This window comes from Bartonella sp. 11B (assembly GCF_002022625.1).
GTDB classification, from domain to species: domain Bacteria; phylum Pseudomonadota; class Alphaproteobacteria; order Rhizobiales; family Rhizobiaceae; genus Bartonella; species Bartonella rochalimae.
Genome location: NZ_CP019783.1, coordinates 241,639 through 262,891 on the forward strand (window position 1 = coordinate 241,639; position 21,253 = coordinate 262,891).

At 33.6% G+C, this 21,253-nt stretch carries 19 protein-coding genes and 1 pseudogene; 8 read left to right on the forward strand and 12 right to left on the reverse strand.

Going from position 1 to position 21,253, the window contains the following annotated elements; all coding sequences use genetic code 11:
• Positions 1-40 precede the first annotated feature (40 nt).
• From Bho11B_RS01105 to rho, 5 genes are all read right to left on the reverse strand, one after another.
• Positions 41-838 (reverse strand): ParA family protein, encoded by a 798-nt coding sequence (locus tag Bho11B_RS01105; protein WP_035006416.1) that lies wholly within the window; start codon positions 836-838, stop codon positions 41-43.
• Positions 835-1,494 (reverse strand): 16S rRNA (guanine(527)-N(7))-methyltransferase RsmG, encoded by a 660-nt coding sequence (rsmG, locus tag Bho11B_RS01110; protein ID WP_078674071.1) that lies wholly within the window; start codon positions 1,492-1,494, stop codon positions 835-837. Before rsmG ends, Bho11B_RS01105 begins: the two co-directional genes overlap by 4 nt.
• Positions 1,494-3,362 (reverse strand): tRNA uridine-5-carboxymethylaminomethyl(34) synthesis enzyme MnmG, encoded by a 1,869-nt coding sequence (gene mnmG, locus Bho11B_RS01115; protein WP_078674072.1) that lies wholly within the window; start codon positions 3,360-3,362, stop codon positions 1,494-1,496. The genes rsmG and mnmG overlap by 1 nt, the downstream gene beginning before the upstream one ends.
• Before the next feature lie 121 nt (positions 3,363-3,483).
• Positions 3,484-4,791, reverse strand: a complete 1,308-nt coding sequence (gene mnmE / locus Bho11B_RS01120) for a tRNA uridine-5-carboxymethylaminomethyl(34) synthesis GTPase MnmE (protein WP_035006412.1) — start codon at positions 4,789-4,791, stop codon at positions 3,484-3,486.
• Between the two features lie 25 nt (positions 4,792-4,816).
• Positions 4,817-6,082, reverse strand: a complete 1,266-nt coding sequence (rho, locus tag Bho11B_RS01125) for a transcription termination factor Rho (RefSeq protein WP_078674073.1) — start codon at positions 6,080-6,082, stop codon at positions 4,817-4,819.
• 598 nt (positions 6,083-6,680) lie between these two features.
• Here rho and Bho11B_RS01130 point away from each other — a divergent pair.
• The 5 genes and pseudogenes from Bho11B_RS01130 (at position 6,681) to polA (ending at position 13,410) form a co-directional block, all read left to right on the forward strand.
• The gene (locus Bho11B_RS01130) at positions 6,681-7,511 is read left to right on the forward strand and encodes a pyruvate, water dikinase regulatory protein (RefSeq protein WP_078673435.1); all 831 of its coding nucleotides are present in this window, start codon (positions 6,681-6,683) and stop codon (positions 7,509-7,511) included.
• Positions 7,508-8,103, forward strand: a pseudogene (locus Bho11B_RS01135) (Maf family nucleotide pyrophosphatase). The gene Bho11B_RS01130 and the pseudogene Bho11B_RS01135 overlap by 4 nt, the downstream one beginning before the upstream one ends.
• A gap of 781 nt (positions 8,104-8,884) precedes the next feature.
• Positions 8,885-9,478: a dephospho-CoA kinase gene (gene coaE / locus Bho11B_RS01140; protein WP_078673436.1), complete on the forward strand. Its 594-nt coding sequence runs from the start codon at positions 8,885-8,887 to the stop codon at positions 9,476-9,478.
• A 13-nt stretch (positions 9,479-9,491) separates the two neighbouring features.
• Positions 9,492-10,199: a DNA polymerase III subunit epsilon gene (gene dnaQ, locus Bho11B_RS01145; RefSeq protein WP_035006406.1), complete on the forward strand. Its 708-nt coding sequence runs from the start codon at positions 9,492-9,494 to the stop codon at positions 10,197-10,199.
• Between the two features lie 304 nt (positions 10,200-10,503).
• Positions 10,504-13,410, forward strand: a complete 2,907-nt coding sequence (gene polA / locus Bho11B_RS01150) for a DNA polymerase I (protein WP_078673437.1) — start codon at positions 10,504-10,506, stop codon at positions 13,408-13,410.
• Here polA and Bho11B_RS01155 read toward each other — a convergent pair.
• The 7 genes from Bho11B_RS01155 to Bho11B_RS01185 form a co-directional block, all read right to left on the reverse strand.
• Entirely contained in the window at positions 13,407-14,240 is an 834-nt protein-coding gene (locus tag Bho11B_RS01155; RefSeq protein WP_371441540.1) for an endonuclease/exonuclease/phosphatase family protein, read from the reverse strand. The genes polA and Bho11B_RS01155 overlap by 4 nt on opposite strands.
• A 142-nt stretch (positions 14,241-14,382) precedes the next feature.
• Positions 14,383-15,156, reverse strand: coding sequence for a Bax inhibitor-1/YccA family protein (locus Bho11B_RS01160; RefSeq protein WP_035006403.1), 774 nt, complete (start codon positions 15,154-15,156; stop codon positions 14,383-14,385).
• Between the two features lie 709 nt (positions 15,157-15,865).
• Positions 15,866-16,369, reverse strand: a complete 504-nt coding sequence (gene lspA / locus Bho11B_RS01165; RefSeq protein WP_078673439.1) for a signal peptidase II — start codon at positions 16,367-16,369, stop codon at positions 15,866-15,868.
• Between the two features lie 3 nt (positions 16,370-16,372).
• Positions 16,373-17,215, reverse strand: a complete 843-nt coding sequence (locus tag Bho11B_RS01170) for an RNA methyltransferase (RefSeq protein WP_078673440.1) — start codon at positions 17,213-17,215, stop codon at positions 16,373-16,375.
• Between the two features lie 2 nt (positions 17,216-17,217).
• A complete protein-coding gene (locus Bho11B_RS01175) occupies positions 17,218-18,150 on the reverse strand; it encodes a class I SAM-dependent methyltransferase (protein WP_078673441.1) in 933 nt (310 codons plus the stop codon).
• Positions 18,151-18,309: 159 nt separating this feature from the next.
• On the reverse strand, positions 18,310-18,621 hold the full coding sequence (locus Bho11B_RS01180) for a LapA family protein (protein ID WP_035006399.1): 312 nt from the start codon (positions 18,619-18,621) through the stop codon (positions 18,310-18,312).
• Positions 18,622-18,629: 8 nt separating this feature from the next.
• Positions 18,630-18,908, reverse strand: coding sequence for an integration host factor subunit beta (locus Bho11B_RS01185; RefSeq protein ID WP_078673442.1), 279 nt, complete (start codon positions 18,906-18,908; stop codon positions 18,630-18,632).
• A 212-nt stretch (positions 18,909-19,120) separates the two neighbouring features.
• Here Bho11B_RS01185 and lptC point away from each other — a divergent pair, with 212 nt between their 5' ends.
• The 3 genes from lptC (at position 19,121) to lptB (ending at position 21,238) form a co-directional block, all read left to right on the forward strand.
• Complete coding sequence (gene lptC / locus Bho11B_RS01190; RefSeq protein ID WP_078673443.1) at positions 19,121-19,771, forward strand: LPS export ABC transporter periplasmic protein LptC; 651 nt, start codon at positions 19,121-19,123, stop codon at positions 19,769-19,771.
• 66 nt (positions 19,772-19,837) lie between these two features.
• Positions 19,838-20,437, forward strand: coding sequence for an LptA/OstA family protein (locus Bho11B_RS01195; RefSeq protein WP_078673444.1), 600 nt, complete (start codon positions 19,838-19,840; stop codon positions 20,435-20,437).
• A 6-nt stretch (positions 20,438-20,443) separates the two neighbouring features.
• Positions 20,444-21,238 (forward strand): LPS export ABC transporter ATP-binding protein, encoded by a 795-nt coding sequence (gene lptB, locus Bho11B_RS01200; RefSeq protein ID WP_035006396.1) that lies wholly within the window; start codon positions 20,444-20,446, stop codon positions 21,236-21,238.
• Positions 21,239-21,253: the final 15 nt, after the last annotated feature.

The window sequence follows — 21,253 nt, forward strand, 5'->3', positions numbered from 1 at the left end:
TTTTCTCTTTAAATTTTTTACAATTATTTCTTTACACTTTCTAAGCTGCAGCTTGCGCTTGTTTTTCACGTTGAATAACTTCCGACGCCAACCGCAGATAGGCTTGGCTACCAGCACATTTGAGGTCATAAAGCAGTACTGGTTTTCCAAAAGAAGGAGCTTCAGAAACACGTACATTACGAGGAATAACAGTACGATAAACTTTTTCTCCCATAAAAGAGCGAACATCCTCGACAACTTGATTTGAAAGATTATTTCGCCCATCATACATTGTTAAAACAATACCCTGAATTTCTAAAGATGTGTTTAAAATAGACCTTACTTGTTTCACAGTTTCAAGTAATTGGCTTAAGCCTTCAAGAGCTAAAAATTCACACTGCATTGGAACGAGAACAGAGTTTGCAGCCCCCATAGCATTTAATGTCAAAAGATTGAGAGAAGGAGGACAATCAATTAAAATATAATTAAATTTTTTGGCTATTTTGGAATCATGACAAAGAGCCTTACGCAATCTTTGAATACGATCTTGTGAAGAAGCAATTTCCATTTCAATGCCTAATAAATCAAGTGTAGATGGAACAATGTGGAGATTAGGCACCGCTGTTTCTAAAGCAGCATCTGCAACTGAGATTCCAGAAACCAAAACATCATAAGATGATAAAGGACGACTATTCCGATCAATTCCCAATCCTGTACTTGCATTTCCTTGTGGATCAATATCCATAATAAGAATGTTTTTACCAATAGCAGCCAAAGCTGTTGCAAGATTAATTGTCGTTGTTGTTTTACCTACCCCACCTTTTTGGTTTGCAATAGCGATAATTCGTGTTTCGCTCATTTTGCTTTACCCTTTTTACATGATCGAACATGAGAAATTTCTAAGATAACAGAATTTTTATCAATTTTACTTTCATGTTTTAGCAGATCAAAGCGCCAATTGGCAGTAGCATTTTTTATTTCTTTAACGTAATCCCTACCTTTTTGCAAAAGAGCAACTGTTTTTTGTGTTAACCAAGGTGACATAAAATGTAAAAGAGTGTCTAATGAAGCTAAACCTCTTGCTGTTAAAATATCTGGTGTTTTTATTTTTTTATAGACATCTTCGATTCTACAATGATGAACTGTTGCTGGAAGATTAAGTTTTGCTATAACATTTTGTAAAAAAGCTGCTTTTTTCCCATTGCTTTCTACTAAATCAATATGCCCACCTTTTTTCTCTTTGAGAAAAATAGCAAGAACAATGGCGGGAAAACCTCCTCCTGATCCAAGATCACACCAGTGTAGAAATTGACTTTTCAAAGGATAAATTTGTGCAGAATCTAAAATATGACGTTTCCATAAAACTGGTATTGTTGTGGCAGAAATCAAATTAATATGTATATTCCATTGAATTACGAGAGATTCAAATTCTATTAAATGCTTCATCGTTTCACGTGAAACAGAGGGTATTATTTCTAAAATATCTTGATATTTTTGTTCTGTAGAAATAACCATTAAGCTAATTTCGCTTTTTCACGTCGTTGACGTTGAATATATGTAAGGATTAGAGATAATGCTGCTGGTGTCATACCATCAATTTTTTGTGCATCAGCAATTGAACGCGGCGATATTTGTTGAATTTTTGTTTTTAACTCATTCGAAAGACCAGAAATTTCTTGAAAATTAAGAGAAGAAGGTATTTCTAAATGCTCATCGCGTTGAAGAGCTATAATATCTTGTGTTTGTCTTTTTAAATAGACCGCATACTGAGCTTCAATTTCCAAAGCTTCAACTATTTTGGCATCGATTGAATGCAATTGTGGCCAAAAATGTGCAAGACGTGCTACATTCATATGAGGGTAAGCTAAAAGATCATAAGCAGAACGTCTAACTCCATCACGATTTATTTGCAAGCCATGAACAAATGCTTCATTAGGCGTTAAAAAAAGTTTTTGACACATTAAACGTGCTTGATCAAGATGGTGTTGTTTTTGTTGATAGCAACTCCAACGAGTCTGACTCACAATACCCCATTCTTGTGCTAAAGGTGTTAAGCGGGTATCTGCATTATCAGCTCGAAGTGATAAGCGAAATTCAGCTCGCGATGTAAACATTCGATAAGGTTCACAAACCCCACGTAAAATTAAATCATCTACCATAACACCAATATAAGCTGTAGAACGACTTAAAATAATTTCTTCCAAACCACCAACCTTACGAGCGGCATTTAATCCAGCTAAAAGACCTTGAGCTGCAGCTTCTTCATAGCCTGTTGTACCATTTATCTGTCCTGCTAAGAATAAACCTGGCAAAGATCGTAATTCTAAAGTTTTGAACAGTTGTCTAGGATCAACAAAATCATATTCGATTGCGTAACCAGGTTGTAAAATCTCAACATTTTCCAAACCTTCAATTGTTCTCAAAAAAGAGAGTTGTATCTCTTCAGGAAGAGATGTGGAAAGACCATTTGGATAAATCGTATTATTCTCTAATCCTTCTGGCTCTAGAAAAATTTGATGTCCATCACGATCACCAAATTTGATAATTTTATCTTCAATTGAAGGACAATATCGCGGTCCTAATCCTTCAATGGCTCCAGAATATAAAGCTGATTTATGAATATTTTCACGAATAATTTGATGTGTTTTTTCATTTGTTCGTGTTATGGCGCATTCAATTTGAGGTTGTTCAATTTTTTCTGTCAAAAAAGAAAATGGAACAGGGTCTTCATCAGCCTGTTGTTTAGAAAGTTTATTCCAAAAAATTGTTTTTTTATTAAGCCGAGCAGGTGTTCCTGTTTTTAATCGTCCAAGATTTATACTATAATTCTTTAAGCGTTCGGCGAGTTGTATACTTGATTTTTCGCCCATACGACCAGCAGGCCATGTTTTATTGCCAATATGGACTAATCCACGCAAAAATGTACCTGTTGTTAAAACAACGGCATTCGAAAAAATACTTCCTTGTTTTTTTAAAACAACACCTGATACGCGATTATCTTTAACAATTAGATCAATAACTTCATCTTCAATAAGAATTAAATTATCTTGTTCCTGCAAAAGTTGTTGAATTTTATTTTTATATAATTGTCTATCTGCTTGTGTCCGTGGACCTCTTACTGCTGGTCCTTTTTTTCTATTAAGAAGTCTAAATTGAATTCCAGCAGCATCTGCTGCTTGCCCCATTAAACCGTCTAAAGCATCTATTTCACGAACCAAATGCCCTTTTCCAAGTCCGCCAATAGCGGGATTGCATGACATTGTTCCAATTGTTGATATTTGATATGTAATAAGTGCTGTTTGAGCTCCAACACGCGCTGAAGCCGAAGCTGCTTCACAACCAGCGTGTCCACCTCCTATAACAATGACATCATATGATTGCATTTAATTCATTCCATACAGAATTGATTTTAAATTTTATATAAACAAAACTTATAAAATACATAATCTTGTTAATCTGTCTATAAAATAATTACAGAAGAACTGGAATGTTTCACGTGAATCATCATTTACCAACACAAAATTCTGAAAAAATAACGTCAAGTAAATCTTCAACATCAATATCACCTACAATTCGCCCAAGTATATGACTTGCACGACGAAGATGTTCTGCACATAAACTTAAATCAAGAGAAGTAGAATTCATAGATGCATTAATTTCTTCAGCAGCTTCCTTCAATAATTGAAGCTGCCTTTTTCTTGCTGGAATAGCATCTCCAATTTCAGTAGCACGACGTAAACAAAATAATTCTATCTCTTTTATAAAATAATCAAAATTTAAACCACTTAATGTCGAAAATTGTATTGGCCAACGTGCTTTATTTCCTTCACAAAGATCAAGTTTATTACCTACATGCCAAATTTCAGCTGATGTTTTTGGTAAATTAATCTCTTGAGGATTATTCATATCATAAACAAAAATAACTAAGTCAGCTTCCACAATATGCTGTTTTGCTTTTTCAATTCCCAAAAGTTCAATCGTATTTTCTGTTTTCCTTAAACCAGCCGTATCTGTAAAAAGAACAAGTAAACCACTCAATACCAATCTAACTTCTAAAGCATCACGTGTTGTTCCTTCTTCTTCTGATACAATAGCAACAGATCTCCCAGAAAGACGATTAAGAATACTCGATTTTCCAGAATTTGGAGCACCTACTATAACAATTTTAATTCCATCACGCAAAATACTTGCACGTTCTCCTGCAGAAATATGTTCACACAACGAATGATAAAGTTTTTTTATGTCTTTCCAAACTTTATCAGATACTGAATTAGGAATATCATTCTCATCAGAAAAGTCGAGTTCTGCTTCTATTAAAGCACGTGCTGTTATAAGTATGTGGCGCCAATCACGATAAAGTTTTGTTAAAGTACCACTCGTACCCATAACAGCTAAACGTCGCTGACTTTCTGTTTCTGCTTGAATTAAATCAGCAAGGCTTTCTGCTTGAATTAAATCTAATTTACCCTCAATAAATGCTCGACGCGAAAATTCTCCTGCCTCTGCAAGACGACATTCTTCAAATGTAGTTAATTCATCAAGAAAGCGATTAACAACTGCTTTACTTCCATGTAAATGAAACTCGGCACAATCCTCTCCTGTAAAACTATGAGGAGCAGGAAAAAAAACAGTTAAGGCAGAATCTAAAAAACTTCCGTCACGAGCAGTAAGGTTACCATAATGCATTAAGCGCGCTTTAGGTAAACAACCACAAAGTGTTTTTACAATATATTTCACACGAGGGCCAGAAAGGCGAACAATTGCAACCCCTGAAGGCAACAATCCACTTGAAATAGCAAAGATTGTATCCACAGGATTAATCCTAATCCAAAAAAAATTACGTGTTCATTGAATCAAAAAATTCGCTATTATTTTTTGTTTGTTTTAATTTATCAATTAAAAATTCAAGAGCATCTGTTACACTCATAGGTGCTAATATACGACGAAGAACAAAAATCTTATGTAAATCTTGACGAGCTACTAAAAGATCTTCTTTACGTGTTCCTGATTTAATAATATCCATAGCTGGAAAAGTACGCTTATCAGCAACTTTACGGTCAAGAACAATTTCTGAGTTACCAGTCCCCTTAAACTCTTCAAAAATAACTTCATCCATGCGACTTCCCGTATCTATTAAAGCTGTTGCTATAATAGTTAAAGATCCTCCTTCTTCAATATTACGAGCTGCACCAAAAAAACGCTTAGGACGTTGTAAGGCATTTGCATCCACACCACCTGTTAAAACCTTTCCTGATGAAGGAACAACAGTATTATATGCGCGTCCAAGACGTGTAATTGAATCAAGAAGAATAACAACATCACGTCCATATTCAACTAATCTTTTAGCTTTCTCAATAACCATTTCAGCGACTTGTACGTGACGTATTGCTGGTTCATCAAAAGTAGAAGAAACAACTTCCCCTTTTACAGAACGTTGCATATCAGTAACTTCTTCTGGACGTTCATCTATTAATAAAACAATAAGATAACATTCAGGATGATTTGTTGTAATAGAATGAGCAATATTCTGTAATAAAACTGTTTTTCCTGTTCGTGGTGGTGCAACAATCAATCCCCTTTGCCCTTTTCCTAGAGGAGATATCAAATCAATTACTCGTGATGACATATCTTTATCCGTAGGATTTTGCACTTCCATTTGAAAACGCTCATTTGAATAAAGAGGAGTAAGATTATCAAAATGAATTTTGTAACGAATTTTTTCAGGATCTTCAAAATTAATTTTATTAACTTTAAGGAGGGCAAAATATCTTTCTCCTTCCTTTGGTCCTCGTATTGGTCCCTCGACGGTATCTCCTGTTTTTAATGAAAAATTTTGTATCTGTGTTGGTGAAAGGTAAATATCATCTGGTCCTGGAAGATAATTAGCATCAGCAGATCGAAGAAATCCAAATCCGTCTTGTAAAACTTCAACAACACCTTCGCCTATAATTTCTACATTTTGTAAAGTAAGTTTTTTTAAAATAGCAAACATTAATTCCTGTTTGCGCATTAAAGAAGCATTTTCAACTTCCAATGTTTCAGCAAAAGAAACAAGTTCAACTGGATTTTTACTTTTTAGCTCTTGTAATTTCATTTCCTGCATAAAATATGCTCTTTGATTAATGGGGGAACTGTTTCTAGAGTTTTTAAAAGGATAAAGAATATTCCTCTAGATAAGGACGTTATATACTCAACTCTTTTAAACTGCAAGCATTACTCAATCACGAATATTAAAGAAAAAACAAATTTGTTCTGTAAGAAGGTATTTTTTCATAAGCTATTTTAGGAAAATTATATTGTTTTATTTTTTTATAAAATGAATATGGAATTTTATTTAAGTTCGTTAGGGTTTAAGAGCTGATATATCTAATCACTTAGATATCACTTGGAATATATTAAATTTTTTTGAGATATAATTTAATAAAGTTAAAATTTTGAAGGGATTATTCTTATTAAAACCTGTGTTTAATGTGGATTATTATTTATCCTTCATTTATCCTCAATTTTATCAACAAGGAAAAAGAAAAAAAACAATAATAAATAACTGTTTAAAGATATTATCCTTGTTTTTTCCAATAAGATAAATTTATTTATTATTGTTTTTAAATTTGTGCATAATAATAATAATAAATTTCTAAATTTTAGCTTTTTAAAATTTATAAAATTTTATACACACTGATTAACAAAGGATTAAATTTTCTGTGGGTGAAAAAAAATTTCATTTGTATATGATTTCTGATGCGACGGGAGAAACATTAATTTCTGCTGGAAGAGCTGTAGCATCGCAGTATAAAATAAGAAAAGTTATAGAACATGTTTATCCAATGATTCGCAGTAAAATGCAGTTGCAGCGAGTCATTAATGAGATAGAAAAAGAACCAGGAATTGTTCTTTACACGATTATTGATAAAGAAATTAAACAATTGATTGATGAAGCCTGCGCAAAAATATCTGTCCCTTGTGTTGATATATTAGACCCTATTTTAAATGTCTTTCAATCTTATATTGGAAAACCTAAAAATTTACGTGTAAGTGCACAACATGAACTTAATGCAGATTATTTTCGTCGTATTAAAGCTTTAGATTTTACAATAGAACATGATGATGGGCAATCTCCAGATAGTTTATTAGATGCGGATGTAATTCTTATAGGTATTTCAAGGACCTCTAAAACACCAACCAGTATTTACTTAGCAAATCGTGGAATTAAAACTGCTAATGTTCCTCTTGTTCAGGGAATTAATTTACCTCAAACTATTTTTGAAGCAAAGAACGCCTTAATTGTTGGTTTTATTGCTTCAGCTGAAAGAATTTCACATATTCGTGAAAATAGAGATTTGGGAGATGGTTTTTCTTTTGAAAGCTACACTGATCGCATTAGCATAGCTGAAGAACTTATTTACACAAAACGTATTTGTGAACGTTTTGGTTGGCCTATTATTGATGTTACAAGACGTTCTATTGAAGAAACAGCTGCAGCAGTTTTTGAGCTTTTATCGCAATTTCGTGAAGGAAAGGAGAATAAAATATGATGAAAAAAATATTAATATTAGCATCTCTTAGTCCTTATCGCGCTCAGTTGTTAAAGAGAGCTGGTTTAAGTTTTTCTGTTGAAGGAGCTTCTTTTGATGAGAGAGAAATAGAAAAAACAGCAAAAATAAAAACTCCTCAAGAACTCTGTTGTTTTCTTGCTAATATGAAGGCAAAAAATGTTTCCGGTCGTTTTCCCGATGCATTCGTTATTGGTTGTGATCAAGTTTTCGATTTTGAAGGTCAAATTTTTCATAAGGTAAAAAATGATGAGGAAGCACGTCAACGTTTACATATGTTATCAGGAAAAAAACATTCTCTTCATAGTGCCATTGCTTTAGTTCAAAATGGTAAAAAAATTTGGTCTGAGGTTTTTAGCGCTCATATGACAGTGCGTCCTCTCTCACTAAAATTTATCGAAAATTATTTAAAGTGTGTAAAAAAGATGTTTTAAGAAGCGCAGGAATCTATCAGATTGAAGGAGAAGGAATCCATCTTTTTGAAAAAATCGAAGGGGATTTCTTTACTATTATTGGTTTACCTTTATTACCTTTATTAATCAAATTACGTCATTTAGGAATTATTGATAGCTAATTTGATAAAAAACGGTAAAAAGAAAATATGTTTGTGCATTTTTATTGTTAGTTGTTCGATTTATCATTCAAAATCGCCAAAAATCCACGATTTTTAGCTCAAACAATAAGCTTACTATAATTTTCTTGCAAAAAAAGTAACATTTGGAAAATTAAAAAATTTGCTTATATTTGCTATTTGCAAAAATGAGAAATTTTTGTGAAAGTAATGCTTTATTATATAAGAAAAATATTTTCCATTTAGTAATCTATAAAGATCAGATGATTACAATTGTTGGTATTGTTAATATACTATGATTTAAGAAAAAGATTACGTTATAAATCATGGTAATTATAGTTTTTATGCTAATTTGACGGCTTTTATCATAGACGACTTGCGGAAACAGTGTTCATTTTTACAGATAGTGATTGCAAATATTCTTTTGTATGCTTTCAAAAACATAAATTTGAATGAATTTTTTACTTAATAGTATAAAACAACATGCAGAAAATTTAGCTGAGTACTTCGGAAATTTTATAAATATGGCAAGCATCAGCATTTATGAAAATTAAAACAAAAATTTTTTGCGATTTTTATAAAATTAAGCGAATAACATTTGTGAAAAATACTCTTTATATTCTATTAATGACATTTCTATTACAGCAAGCAAATAAAAATAATCGATGGACAGGATGTCTTTATACTAAGTTGTTCCTAGTTTTGAACAATGATTTGCAGTGAAATCATTGGTAACAAAACAATTGCGAAAAGCAATCTTAGAAGGCACAGGTGAAGATAAATTATGAAGATTATAGGATTGACTGGATCAATAGCAATGGGAAAATCAACAACTGCTTATTTTTTTAAACAAGCCGGTATTCCTGTTTTTAGTGCAGATGAGGTTGTACACCAACTTTATAGCAGTGAACCAACAGTGTCTCTTATAGAACGTGCTTTTCCTGGTGTTACTGAAAATGGTCAAGTCAATCGTCTAAAACTTTCTGAAATTTTAGTCAATAACAGTAAAAAATTAAAGATTTTAGAAAAAATAATTCATCCTTTGGTACGAGAAAAAGAAAGGGAATTTATTAACATAGCACGTCAGCAGAAAAAAAAATTAGTTGTTCTTGATATTCCTCTTCTTTTTGAAACAAAAAGTGAGAGTCGTGTTAATAATATAGTTGTTGTGTCTTCTCCACCAGAAATACAAAAGGCACGTGCAATGAGTCGGCCGAATATGAGCGAAGAAAAATTTTCAATCATTAATGCTAAACAATTATCCGATAAACAAAAACGAAAATACGCTGATTTTGTTATTGATACGGGAAAAGATTTGGAAAATACACGTCAACAAGTTTTACGGGTGATAAAAAATCTATTAAAAGATGGTTCTTAAAAGAGTTAGGACAATGCGTGAAATTATTTTTGATACTGAAACAACGGGATTAAATAAAGAAAGTGACCGCATAATTGAGATCGGTTGTATAGAAATGATCAACCGTTATCTTACAGGACGTCGATTTCATGTTTATTTAAATCCACAAGATGTTATTATTCCTGATGAAGTTGTTGCTATTCATGGATTGACGAATGAACGCTTAAAAGATGAAAAAAAATTTGATGATATTGTCGATGCGCTTTTAGATTTTATTGATGACGCAACAATTGTTGCTCATAATGCAAATTTTGATATCGGTTTTCTTAATGCGGAATTAGAGCGAGTTAATAAGCCTCTTATTAATAGTGATAATGTCATCGATACATTATCTATAGCACGGCGCAGATTTCCTATGGGGCCTAACTCTCTTGATGTTTTATGTAAACGCTTTGGAATTGATAACAGTCATCGTGTTCTTCACGGGGCTCTACTTGATGCAGAGATTCTCGCTGATGTGTATATTGAGTTAATTGGTGGAAAACAGGGAATATTTAGTTTTGATAATTATGAAAGTTGTGATGTTATGAATGTTCAAGATAATAAAAATGCTTTCTATACGATAAAAACACGCTCCCAAGCTTTGCCTCAAAGATTAAGTAAACAGGAAAAAGATATGCATGCCGATTTAATCAAAAAGATAGGTGACAAAGCTTTATGGAATCACTTCAAGATTATTTAAAATAAAAATTGTTCTGGGTTTTTATCAACTCTTAAAAAAATACGGTCGTTGTGGGGAGGGGAACACCACAACGACCTTATCGCTACATTGCACCCCAGCTATCATAGGAGGAACAAAATAAAGCTATTATATCCCGTAACAGCAAAGAAAAGCTTTAGGTACTGAACACAAAATGCAACGATATTCCAAACCTATGACAATAAAAAATGGCTTTTTAGAGGCAAAACCAACAGATTTTAAAATAGGATCAATAAAAATATAAAAGTGTATTTTCTTTTTATGAAAAGGGAGAAATAAAATCGTTATGAAAGAAAATGATCATCTTTTTTTGGTTGATGGATCAGGCTATATTTTTCGTGCTTATCACGCTCTACCACCTTTAAAACGCAAAAAGGATGGACTTCCTGTAGGAGCCGTAGCTGGTTTTTGTAACATGCTATGGAAATTACTCTGTGACGCCCGTAATACCGCTATTGGTGTTGTTCCAACCCATATTGCTATTATTTTTGACTATTCATCTAATACTTTTCGCAAGGAGATTTATCCTCAATATAAAGCCAATCGAGCAGCTCCTCCAGAAGATCTTATTCCTCAGTTTGCACTCATACGACAAGCAACAAAAGCTTTTAATTTGCCTTGTATCGAAAAAGAAGGATTTGAAGCAGATGATTTAATTGCTACCTATGCGCAATTAGCGACACAGGTTGGAGCAAAAACAACGATTATTTCTTCTGATAAAGATTTGATGCAATTAGTAAACAAACATGTGTCTTTATATGATAGCATGAAAGATAAGCATATAGGTATCTCTGAGGTCATAGAAAAATGGGGTGTAACGCCTGAAAAAATGATTGATTTGCAGGCTTTAACTGGAGACCCAACAGATAATATACCAGGTATTCCAGGTATTGGCCCCAAAATTGCAGCACAATTATTAGATCAGTTTGGTTCTCTTGATCTTTTACTGCAACGCGTGACAGAAGTTAAGCAAATAAAGCGACGTGAAAATATTCAAACTTATAGTGAACAAGCAAAAATTTCTCGTGAACTCGTTAAACTTAAAACAGATGTTCCTGTAGATAAAAACTTAGATCATTTCATTTTGAAACCACAAGACGGTCCGCGTTTGATCGCTTTTTTGAAAGCTATGGAGTTTACAGCACTAACACGTCGTGTCGCAAAAGAGACGGCATGTGATGCTGCGGTTATTGATGCGTTAGAGCTAGATATTGAATGGAAAGAAACTACGTACAAGACTGATTTGAGTAGCAAAGAAAATAATACAGTTTTATTTCATGATTTTTTTGAGAATTCTCCACAAATTTTAGCACAAAAACGCAAGGATCAAGCTCTTATTCAAAAAATTGCAAGAGATGCCTATAAAACTATTCTTGATGAGGAAATTCTAAAAGAATGGCTGTTAGAAGCGCAAGAGCAAGGTTATTTTTCCTTTGATACAAAAACAACTTCTCTTGATCCTATGCAAGCAAAGCTTGTTGGTTTTTCATTGGCGTTACAACCTGGGAAAGCAGCCTATGTTCCACTTGAACATGTTGCAGAAGAAGAAAATCTTTTGGGAGGTGGGCGTATTGTTCCACAAATTGAAACACAAAAAGCTTTAGCACTTTTAAAACCTATATTGGAAAATCAAGCCGTATTAAAAATTGGCCAGAATATAAAATATGACTGGTTAGTCATGAAACAATACAATATTGTAATGTGCTCTTTTGACGATACAATGCTTTTATCTTATGCTTTAGAGGCTGGAATTTCGACACATGGTATGGATGTTTTATCTAAACGTTGGCTTGGGCATAAGCCAATTAGTTACAAAGATTTGACTCATAGTGGAAGAAAAATAGTCTCTTTTGCACAAGTAGATTTGAAACAAGCTACACTATATGCGGCAGAAGACGCTGATATAACACTTCGTCTATGGCAAGTATTAAAGCCACAGCTTGTTGCACAAAAGATGACAAAAATTTATGAACGTCTTGATCGTCCATTGATAGAAATTCTCGCAAGAATGGAAGAACGTGGAATTCTTGTCGATCGACAGATTTTATCACGCCTTTCAGGAGAATTGGCACAGGCTGCTTTAAATTTGGAAGAGGAAATTTATCAGCTTGTTGGTGAAAAATTTAATATTGCTTCACCCAAACAACTAGGGGATATCCTTTTTGGTAAAATGGGCTTACTTGGTGGTGCTAAGACGAAAAGTGGCCAATGGTCAACATCTGCACAAACTTTAGAAGAGTTAGCTGCTGAAGGCCATATTTTACCAAGAAAAATTATTGATTGGCGCCAACTTACAAAACTAAAGTCTACCTATACAGATGCTTTACCTTCTTATATCTTGCCTACAACTGGTCGTGTTCATACAAATTATTCCCTAGCAACAACATTAACGGGACGATTATCATCATCAGAACCTAATCTGCAGAATATTCCAGTACGAACTGCTGAGGGACGAAAAATCCGAAAAGCTTTTGTTGCTTCAAAAGGGTATTTATTATTATCAGCTGATTATAGTCAGATTGAATTACGTATTCTTGCTCATGTTGCTGATATAACGGCATTAAAAGAAGCATTTACAAAAGGTCAGGATATTCATGCTATGACTGCATCCCAAATGTTTGGAGTTGCAGTTGAAGGAATGACATCAGAAATACGTCGACGTGCAAAAGCTATTAATTTTGGTATTATTTATGGCATTTCGCCCTTTGGATTAGCGAGCCAATTGGGAATTTCACGTAAGGAAGCTAGCGATTATATTCAACTCTATTTTGAAAGATTTCCAGGAATAGAGGATTATATGGAAAGAACAAAAATATTTGCACGTCATCATGGTTATGTAGAGACCATTTTTGGACGTCGTATTCACTATCCTGAAATAAAAACCCCTAAACCACAAATTCGTGCTTTTAATGAACGAGCTGCTATCAATGCACCAATCCAGGGGTCAGCAGCAGACATTATTCGCCGTGCTATGATTCAAATGGAAAATGCTTTAGAAAAAGAACGATTGTCGGCTAAAATGTTATTGCAAGTCCATGATGAACTTATTTTCGAAGTCCCCAAATCTGAAAGTACAAAAACAGCGATTCTCATTAAAAAAGTTATGGAAAATGCTACAATGCCAGCATTATCTTTATCTGTACCGCTTGAAGTGAAAGTTATAGCTGCTCAAAATTGGGATGAGGCACATTAATTTGTTTTATTCATTTTATGTTTAAGAGTAGACATTGCTTTTGAAAGGTTAAGGTATGCTTTAATAGGCAAGTGATCAGAGGCAATACGTGCGAGTGGTGAATAATGGTTTTCAACATTTATCAATAATTGATGAGGAAAAGCAAAAATTCTATCAAGAGCTAAAAAAGGAAAACGAGAAGGAAAACTTGGTACGCTACCAAGTGTGATATCAAAGTAAGGGGAAAAAAAATTTAATGATGAGCCTTTACCTTTGCGCCATTCATTTAAGTCACCAATGAGAAGTGTAGGCATAACAGAATATTTTTTAAGAAGCGCAAGAAGCATTTTAACTTGCTGATTACGAGAATGACGTAACAAACCAAAGTGAGTTGCTATAACACGAATAAAACCTGACTTCATTTTTAATTCTACAATTATAGCGCCACGGGGTTCAAAACCAGGTAAAGTAATTTGTGAAATATTATGTACACATCCTTGACGCAAAAAAAGAGCATTGCCATGCCAGCCATGGCCATTCGGTGACATAGTTTTTAAAGGCACTGGAATTAATCCTGTTTCAGCTTTTAAGAGTTGAAGATCAATCAAACCCGTGCGTTCACCAAAACGCTTATCCGCTTCTTGAAGGGCGAGAATGTCTGTTTGTAATTCAGCGATAACACGTACAATACGAGAAGGATTAAAAGTTTTATCAACACCAACACATTTGTGGACATTATAAGAGGCTATAGTAAGATCATAGTTATCATTATAGTTGATTACATTTTTATGATAACCAGAGTGATTATAGATTGCTCTTAATAAAGAATTATGAATTTTTTTCTGGATCAATGTAATAAGCCAACAAAATTTTAGTTTTTTGTTATTTTTAGTGTTTAATCATGTCAATAGATTTAAAGACAGCACTTATATAAAAGATAAAAAAGCCTTGTTTTTAAGAAAACAAGGCTTTTAAATTAAATAATAATTTTTATTAATCGCGATTAGAACCAAGAAATTGCAATAAAAAAACAAACATATTAATGAAATCAAGATATAGATTCAATGCACCCATAATAATTTTACGGCTGCGAGTATCATATCCATCTCCTTCATAATACATCAACTTTATGTTTTGTGTATTGTAAGCTGTTAAACCAGCAAAAACGAGAACACCAATCACAGAGATTGCAAATTGTAAAGCACTTGACCCAAGAAAAATGTTCACAATTGTAGCAAGCATTAAACCAATTAAGCCCATAAACAAAAATGAACCTACAGCTGTAAGATCTCGTTTTGTAGTATAACCGTATAGTGATAAAGAACCAAAAGCAGCAGAAGTAATAACAAATGTTTGTACAATACTTTCTGGCGTATAACGTAGAATAATAGACGATAGCGAGAGCCCTACAAGAGTAGCGTAACCAAAAAAGAGGCTGCGCGCAACACTAGTACTGAGCGTATTAATTTTAAAACTGAGAAATAATACAGCTACAAGCGGTGCAAACATAATAACATAAGAAAACGGTGACATATAAAATGTCACACCAAATGATGTTAAATAAACACTTCCATTGATTTGGGCTACAGCTTGACTCATATCTGTTGTTGTAGCCAATGACGCGATTGCATAAGCGGCAGCAGCTGTAATAAGCAAACCAATGGCCATTGTGTTATAAACGCCCAGCATATAACTGCGCAACCCTTGATCAATTGATGCATCGGCATGAGAAATAGATGCCGAACGTAAATTTTTAAAATCAGCCATAATATAAGTCCTTTAGCATATGTTTCCTTAAGGTACTCGAGTTAAAAGAAGCTTATACTCCTTTATGCTCTTAAAATATAAGCCTTTTTTGTTAGGCGAATACAAAGGTTCTCAAAGCCTTAATGGAATTCTAGCACACTTCCCTCTATTATGGGGATTTATTTGGAAATTACAAGAGTTTTTTATTAAAAGAAAAGTTTAAAAATTAGTAATAAAGGGTTATTTTTCTCTAGAGTATTAAGAGAAGTGTAATGTGATTGATGTAAAAACAGTATTATGATGATAGTACAAATTTTGTTAATTTTAGTGGTTAAAGAAAAATAAAATGGATAAGCAAAAAAATTCAATATGATTAATGTTTTCTAAGTCGCTTGTAAAATAAAAAAGTGAATATACGATCCTTCAAAAGGAAAGAACGCTTCTAATATTCTCTTTCTTTTGAGTGAGCTCTATTGTTTTAATTAATTATAATAACGATTTCTGTGAGAATTAATCTTTAGTGTTTGTAAGAAGGTTTTAAAAATTTTTATCTATACCCTATAATCATGAGAACCTTAACAGATCTAAGAAAAAGTGTATTTTTTTATTTATATATTAATATATACTAACACAGAAAAGCGAGCTTTTCTATGCTAATGTAGCTCTATAGAGCCTTTGAAAGAGGTCAGAAACTGTTAATGTAAAATCTAAAAAAAATCACAGAATTTCTTTATTCAAGAGATGTGTTATTAGAATAACGTTTTTTTTTAGCGCATATACAAAATTCATCAATTAAAACAGCAACAGCACCGAGTGTGATAAAAGTATCAGCAAGGTTGAAAACGGCAAAAGAAAAAACATCACGAATATGAAATAACAGGTAATCTATGACATAATGAAAACGAACACGATCAATGAGATTACCAATTGCCCCGCCAATAATAAGGGTAATACCAAAATGCGATAAAAATTTGTCTTTTGCAGTATTTTTCAACAACCATAAAAGAAAAACAATGATAATGAGTGTAAGAGCAATAATTCCCCAATGAGGATAGGAAGAAAGGAATGAAAATGCAATGCCAGTATTGCGGACATGATAAAGAGAAATAAAAGAAAAAATCGGTATTTCTGCTCCTAATTGTAAGCTATGCATAATCCAATATTTGATTGCTTGATCAAGTCCCACTGTAAAGATTAAAGTGAAAAAAAGAAAGAGCAATGATTTCCTTGTCATTTTTTATCCCTGCATGACTTCAAGAGTTAAGTAAGAACGACGAATTTCATAGAGCATAATAGCTGTTGCTACTGCTAAATTAAGTGAATCGGCATGCCCACATTGTGGGATGCGCGCCAGCTTATGGCAGTGATTTACGAGAACATCTGATAAACCTTGTTGTTCATTTCCCATTAAAAGTATAATCGGACCATTTTTAAAATCAATTGTGCGGTAATCTACAGATCCTTTAAGGTGCGTACCAACGATCATCCCTTTAAAATGTGTAGACCAATTTAAAAAAGTACTTTCATTACAACGATAAAGTGGTACGGAAAATATAGATCCCATTGTTGCACGTACTGTTTCTGGTGAAAAGGGATCTGTTGTCTCTCCAATTAAAATAATTCCTTTGGCTCCTGCTGCATCAACAGTACGGATGATAGTTCCAAGATTTCCAGGATCACGCACACGATCAAGGGCGATATAGACATCACCGATTTGTCTTATTATTTTTTCAATAGAGTGCCATTGTTGCTTAAAAATACCAATAACCGTTTGTGGATTATCGCGGTGGGTAATGGATTCCAGAACCTTTTGTGAGGCTTTAATTACAAAACCACCATTAGCTATAGTATTTGCAGCGGTATTTTCAATGGTGGAATTACTTAGTGAATTTTTAGAAACGATAAGTGTGTGAATTGTCCAACCAAGATTTAAAGCATCAATGACTAATTTTAACCCTTCTGCCATGAAGATATTTTCTCGATTACGATTTTTCTTTTTGTCTAGTGCTTTAAAATATTTAATAATAGGATTGCTAAGGGATGTAATTTCTTTCACTTTGCCGGTTTTTTGTTTACACATGTTCAAGCAATCCAACGGCTAAAAAGTGAAGTAGAAAGAGCTCGTCCAGCGGATTCTTCACGCAAAATCAATTCTCCTGACTCTATCGTACCACCAAGATTTATAAATGCATCACGCATTAAAGTATGAAACGTATAAAAGGAAGCACGAATAGAATAAGCTGTGAGAACAACAGCAAGTGGTTTATTCGATAAGAGTTTGCGGCAGTTTTTAATCATGGCTGGTAAGTGATCAAACAATTGCCAAATTTCATTATGAGGTCCGCGTCCATAAGCAGGAGGATCAAGAAGAATCAAATCGTAGCTTTTTTGACGGCGTAATTCACGTTCAACAAATTTTATTGCATCGTCGCATATCCAGCGAATGGGACGATCTAATAATCCTGCTTTTTCTTGATTAGCTTTTGCCCAACTGATAGCTTTTTTAGAAGCATCAACATGGGTAACAATCGCACCTGAACGTGCACCAATGAGAGAAGCAATGCCTGTATAGCCAAAAAGATTTAATAATTTAACAGGACGATTGGTTTTAATAATTTGTTCTTCTAGTGAACGCCAATGAGCATCTTGTTCGGGAAAAACACCCACATGGCGAAAGGAAGTAAAACGTCCCAGAAAAGATAAGCCATTCCAAGAAAGTGGCCATGTTTCACCAAGAGGCTTTTTAGGAAAATACCAACGACCAACTCCTTCTTCATCTCGGTTACCTGTAAAAATTGCATCAACATTAGCCCAATTTTTCTGTGATAAAGCTGGTTGCCATAGCGCTTGACTTTCTGGCCGAATAATACGGTAGGAACCATAACGCTCCAATTTTTTTCCATTCCCAGAATCAATTAAAGCATAATCTGTGCTTGCACCTGTTTCTAAAATGAAAGGCAATTTCTCTTGTGGGTATACTTTATGAGAGTGTGGTTGGAAACATTGTACAGGCATATTGAGTGTCGTAATATATTGTCCTAAAAAGGGATTATTTTAAATATTCGTTGAAGTCCTTATGATGTTAAGAGCCGTAAGGTAATTAAACTATGTACAGGAAACAAGAGAAAACATCTGTAGATTTGTTATCTTTTGAGCACTATAGAAAAGATTTTGTTAGAGTGCTACCGTATTAGATTTATTAGCAATTGATATTTTTAATTTCTCTATTTGAGCTTTGCTTTCTTTTAAGGCTTTACGGTTTTTGTATTGTGCAAACCAATTGATTATACTGCTTAACAAAAGACCAAAACAAAAAAAAGTAAAAAGCCAAACAAAAAGAGGAGCTTGATAAGTAAAATGTTCAGAATTGTTTTGAAAAGGATTAAGCGTTAATATAACAACTTGGCGATTAGCAACGATAAAGCCAATCAAAAAAGCTGTAATAGGCGCCAAAATAACCGCTAAGAGAAAGCGTTTAATGATCATGGATTTACTCATTTATTAAGCCGGTCACGTAGATCTTTACCTGTTTTGAAAAAGGGAACCCATTTTTCTTCGACCATAACAGTTTCACCTGTTCGTGGATTGCGACCATTATGAGCTGAACGTGTTTTTATAGAAAAAGCACCGAAACCACGGAGTTCAACACGTTGACCATTAGCAAGAGCAGCTGAAATTTTTTCAAAAATAGCACTCACAACATTTTCTGCATCGCGCTGCATAAGATGCGGATTATGACGAGCAATAATTTGTACAAGTTCTGATTTAACCAAAATAGCCTCTCTTTCATACGAAAAAAGATTTTTGTTATAATTGTGTGTTTCATATATGCACGTTACATATATAAGATATGCATATTCCAATATATAAATCATTAAAAGTAAAATAAAGCCAGTAAAAGAAAGATTGCAATAAATAAGATTTAAAACATGCCTTATAAAAACTCTATAAATAAAAAAAGCGAAATATCTGGGAAATTAACAATATGACTGTGCGTAACCAACATGAATTTTTTTCTATAGAATCATCTTTTACCAATATTTTAAAAAAAACCTATTTTCATTCCCGTAAAGTTCGCTTGTTAAAAATTTGTTTACCATTTCTTGCATTGATTATAGCATTAATTTTTTGTTGGTTCACATTTTTTTCTATTTCTTTTTCCTTTGATAAGGTGCTTTCGAGTCATGAAGAAGAGGAAATAGCACAATTAACAATGCTTAATCCAAGATTAGAAGGTTATACAAATTTTCATAAGCCTTACTGGATTAAAGCAGAAAAGGCGTTTCAAGATCGTAAGTCTTCTGGAATTATTGGGTTAAAGAATATTACAGCTGAAGTCCCTACAAAGGGACAGGGGCAAATTTTTATTGATGCACAAGGAGGAGTTTATGATAATATTAAAAGTCATTTACAATTCAATGAACCTTTTACGGTTACAACGAAAGATGGAATAATTGCAAAATTTATAGCTGCAAATATTGATTTATCTAAAAGCCAATTTAATACAGATCAGCCTGTGAATATTCAAAGCGCCAATTTTCATCTTATAGCAAATGCTCTGCAAGTTTGTGAGAAAGAGCAAGTTATGTATTTCCAAAAGGGGGTACGTATTGTTCTTGATAAGAAGGAAAAATAATAGAAGGAACTTGGAGTAGTGTTTATAGAAGGCGTATGTACATTTATACGAGAAAAAAAATTAAGAATGAAGACAAAAAAATCGTGTAAAGAACAGGTAAGTCTCTTAACTTTAAGTCTAGCGATATTGGGATCAATTAATGGATATGCTGCAGTCACTCATTTTGGAATCGATGGGTTAAATGGGCAAGAGCCAATGGAACTTCACGCAGATTCTTTAGAAATACGTGATAAGGAAGGCATTGCTGTTTTTAATGGCGATGTTTCAGTGATGCAGGGCGAACGACTTTTACGAACGTCAAAATTAGTTATTTATTATAATAAAGCACATATAACAGGTGGTATAAATCAGTTGAGGAAACAATTGATTTTTCCTGAAAAGATTGGTTCGACAGATATTCAAAAAGTAGAAGCCTTAGGTGAGGTTTATATAAAAACGGCAAAACAAACTGCTACGGGTGATAAAGCTATTTTTGATGGACAATCGAATATGATAATCTTAACAGGTAATAATGTTGTGTTGACTGATGGCGATAATGTCGCTCAAGGATGCATATTAACAGCGAATATGAAAACTGGAAAAGCTTCTCTTGAAGGATGTAAGACTCCTGGAAAAAAGAATCGTGTTTCGATTATTTTAAAATCAAGCTCAAAGAATGGTCGTTAAGATTTCATGTTTGGAATCAAAAGAGAAAAAAAGACGATTGAACACAACCTTACGAGTAGGGTTTTAAAAAAAACCTCAAATAGGACTTTAGTTGCTCATAATTTAGTTAAAGTTTATCGAGGAAGACAGGTTGTTGATCGTGTTTCTTTTAATATTCATGCTGGAGAAACTGTCGGTATTTTGGGTCCTAATGGTGCTGGCAAAACGACCTGCTTTTATATGGTTACAGGTTTAGTAAAATCCGATGGTGGTTCAATAGAGATTGATGGGTTTGATATTACCCATTTGCCAATGTATCGGCGTGCTCGTTTAGGGATTGGATATTTACCGCAAGAAGCTTCAATTTTTCGTGGTCTCTCAGTAGAAGATAATATTAAGGCTGTTTTGGAAGTAATTCAAAAAGATCGCTTTAAACGCCATGAAGAGTTGGATGCCCTTTTGCACGAATTCAAAATTGATCATTTACGAAAAATGCCCGCTCTTTCTTTATCGGGAGGTGAACGTAGGCGTCTTGAAATTGCACGCGCTTTAGCTTCTCGCCCCAACTTTATGTTGCTTGATGAACCTTTTGCAGGAATTGATCCCATCGCTATTTCTGATATTAAACAGCTTGTTCGTCATTTAACTCAACGTGGTATTGGCGTTTTAGTAACGGATCATAATGTGCGTGAAACATTGGAGCTTGTTGATCGTGCTTATATTATTCACGCAGGAAAAGTGCTAGTTCATGGTTGTCCGAACGACATTATCAATAATGCTGATGTTCGTGAAATTTATTTGGGAGAGCAGTTTTCTCTTTAGTTTTTCCATTTCTAT

Bases quoted from the DNA above. Each gene is read 5' to 3' on its own strand.
- Bho11B_RS01105 (WP_035006416.1), bottom strand. From the start codon at position 838: ATGAGCGAAACACGAATTATCGCTATTGCAAACCAAAAAGGTGGGGTA.
- rsmG (WP_078674071.1), bottom strand. From the start codon at position 1,494: ATGGTTATTTCTACAGAACAAAAATATCAAGATATTTTAGAAATAATA.
- mnmG (WP_078674072.1), bottom strand. From the start codon at position 3,362: ATGCAATCATATGATGTCATTGTTATAGGAGGTGGACACGCTGGTTGT.
- rho (WP_078674073.1), bottom strand. From the start codon at position 6,082: ATGCAGGAAATGAAATTACAAGAGCTAAAAAGTAAAAATCCAGTTGAA.
- coaE (WP_078673436.1), top strand. From the start codon at position 8,885: ATGAAGATTATAGGATTGACTGGATCAATAGCAATGGGAAAATCAACA.
- dnaQ (WP_035006406.1), top strand. From the start codon at position 9,492: ATGCGTGAAATTATTTTTGATACTGAAACAACGGGATTAAATAAAGAA.
- polA (WP_078673437.1), top strand. From the start codon at position 10,504: ATGAAAGAAAATGATCATCTTTTTTTGGTTGATGGATCAGGCTATATT.
- Bho11B_RS01160 (WP_035006403.1), bottom strand. From the start codon at position 15,156: ATGGCTGATTTTAAAAATTTACGTTCGGCATCTATTTCTCATGCCGAT.
- lspA (WP_078673439.1), bottom strand. From the start codon at position 16,369: ATGACAAGGAAATCATTGCTCTTTCTTTTTTTCACTTTAATCTTTACA.
- Bho11B_RS01170 (WP_078673440.1), bottom strand. From the start codon at position 17,215: ATGTGTAAACAAAAAACCGGCAAAGTGAAAGAAATTACATCCCTTAGC.
- Bho11B_RS01175 (WP_078673441.1), bottom strand. From the start codon at position 18,150: ATGCCTGTACAATGTTTCCAACCACACTCTCATAAAGTATACCCACAA.
- Bho11B_RS01180 (WP_035006399.1), bottom strand. From the start codon at position 18,621: ATGATCATTAAACGCTTTCTCTTAGCGGTTATTTTGGCGCCTATTACA.
- lptC (WP_078673443.1), top strand. From the start codon at position 19,121: ATGACTGTGCGTAACCAACATGAATTTTTTTCTATAGAATCATCTTTT.
- Bho11B_RS01195 (WP_078673444.1), top strand. From the start codon at position 19,838: ATGAAGACAAAAAAATCGTGTAAAGAACAGGTAAGTCTCTTAACTTTA.
- lptB (WP_035006396.1), top strand. From the start codon at position 20,444: ATGTTTGGAATCAAAAGAGAAAAAAAGACGATTGAACACAACCTTACG.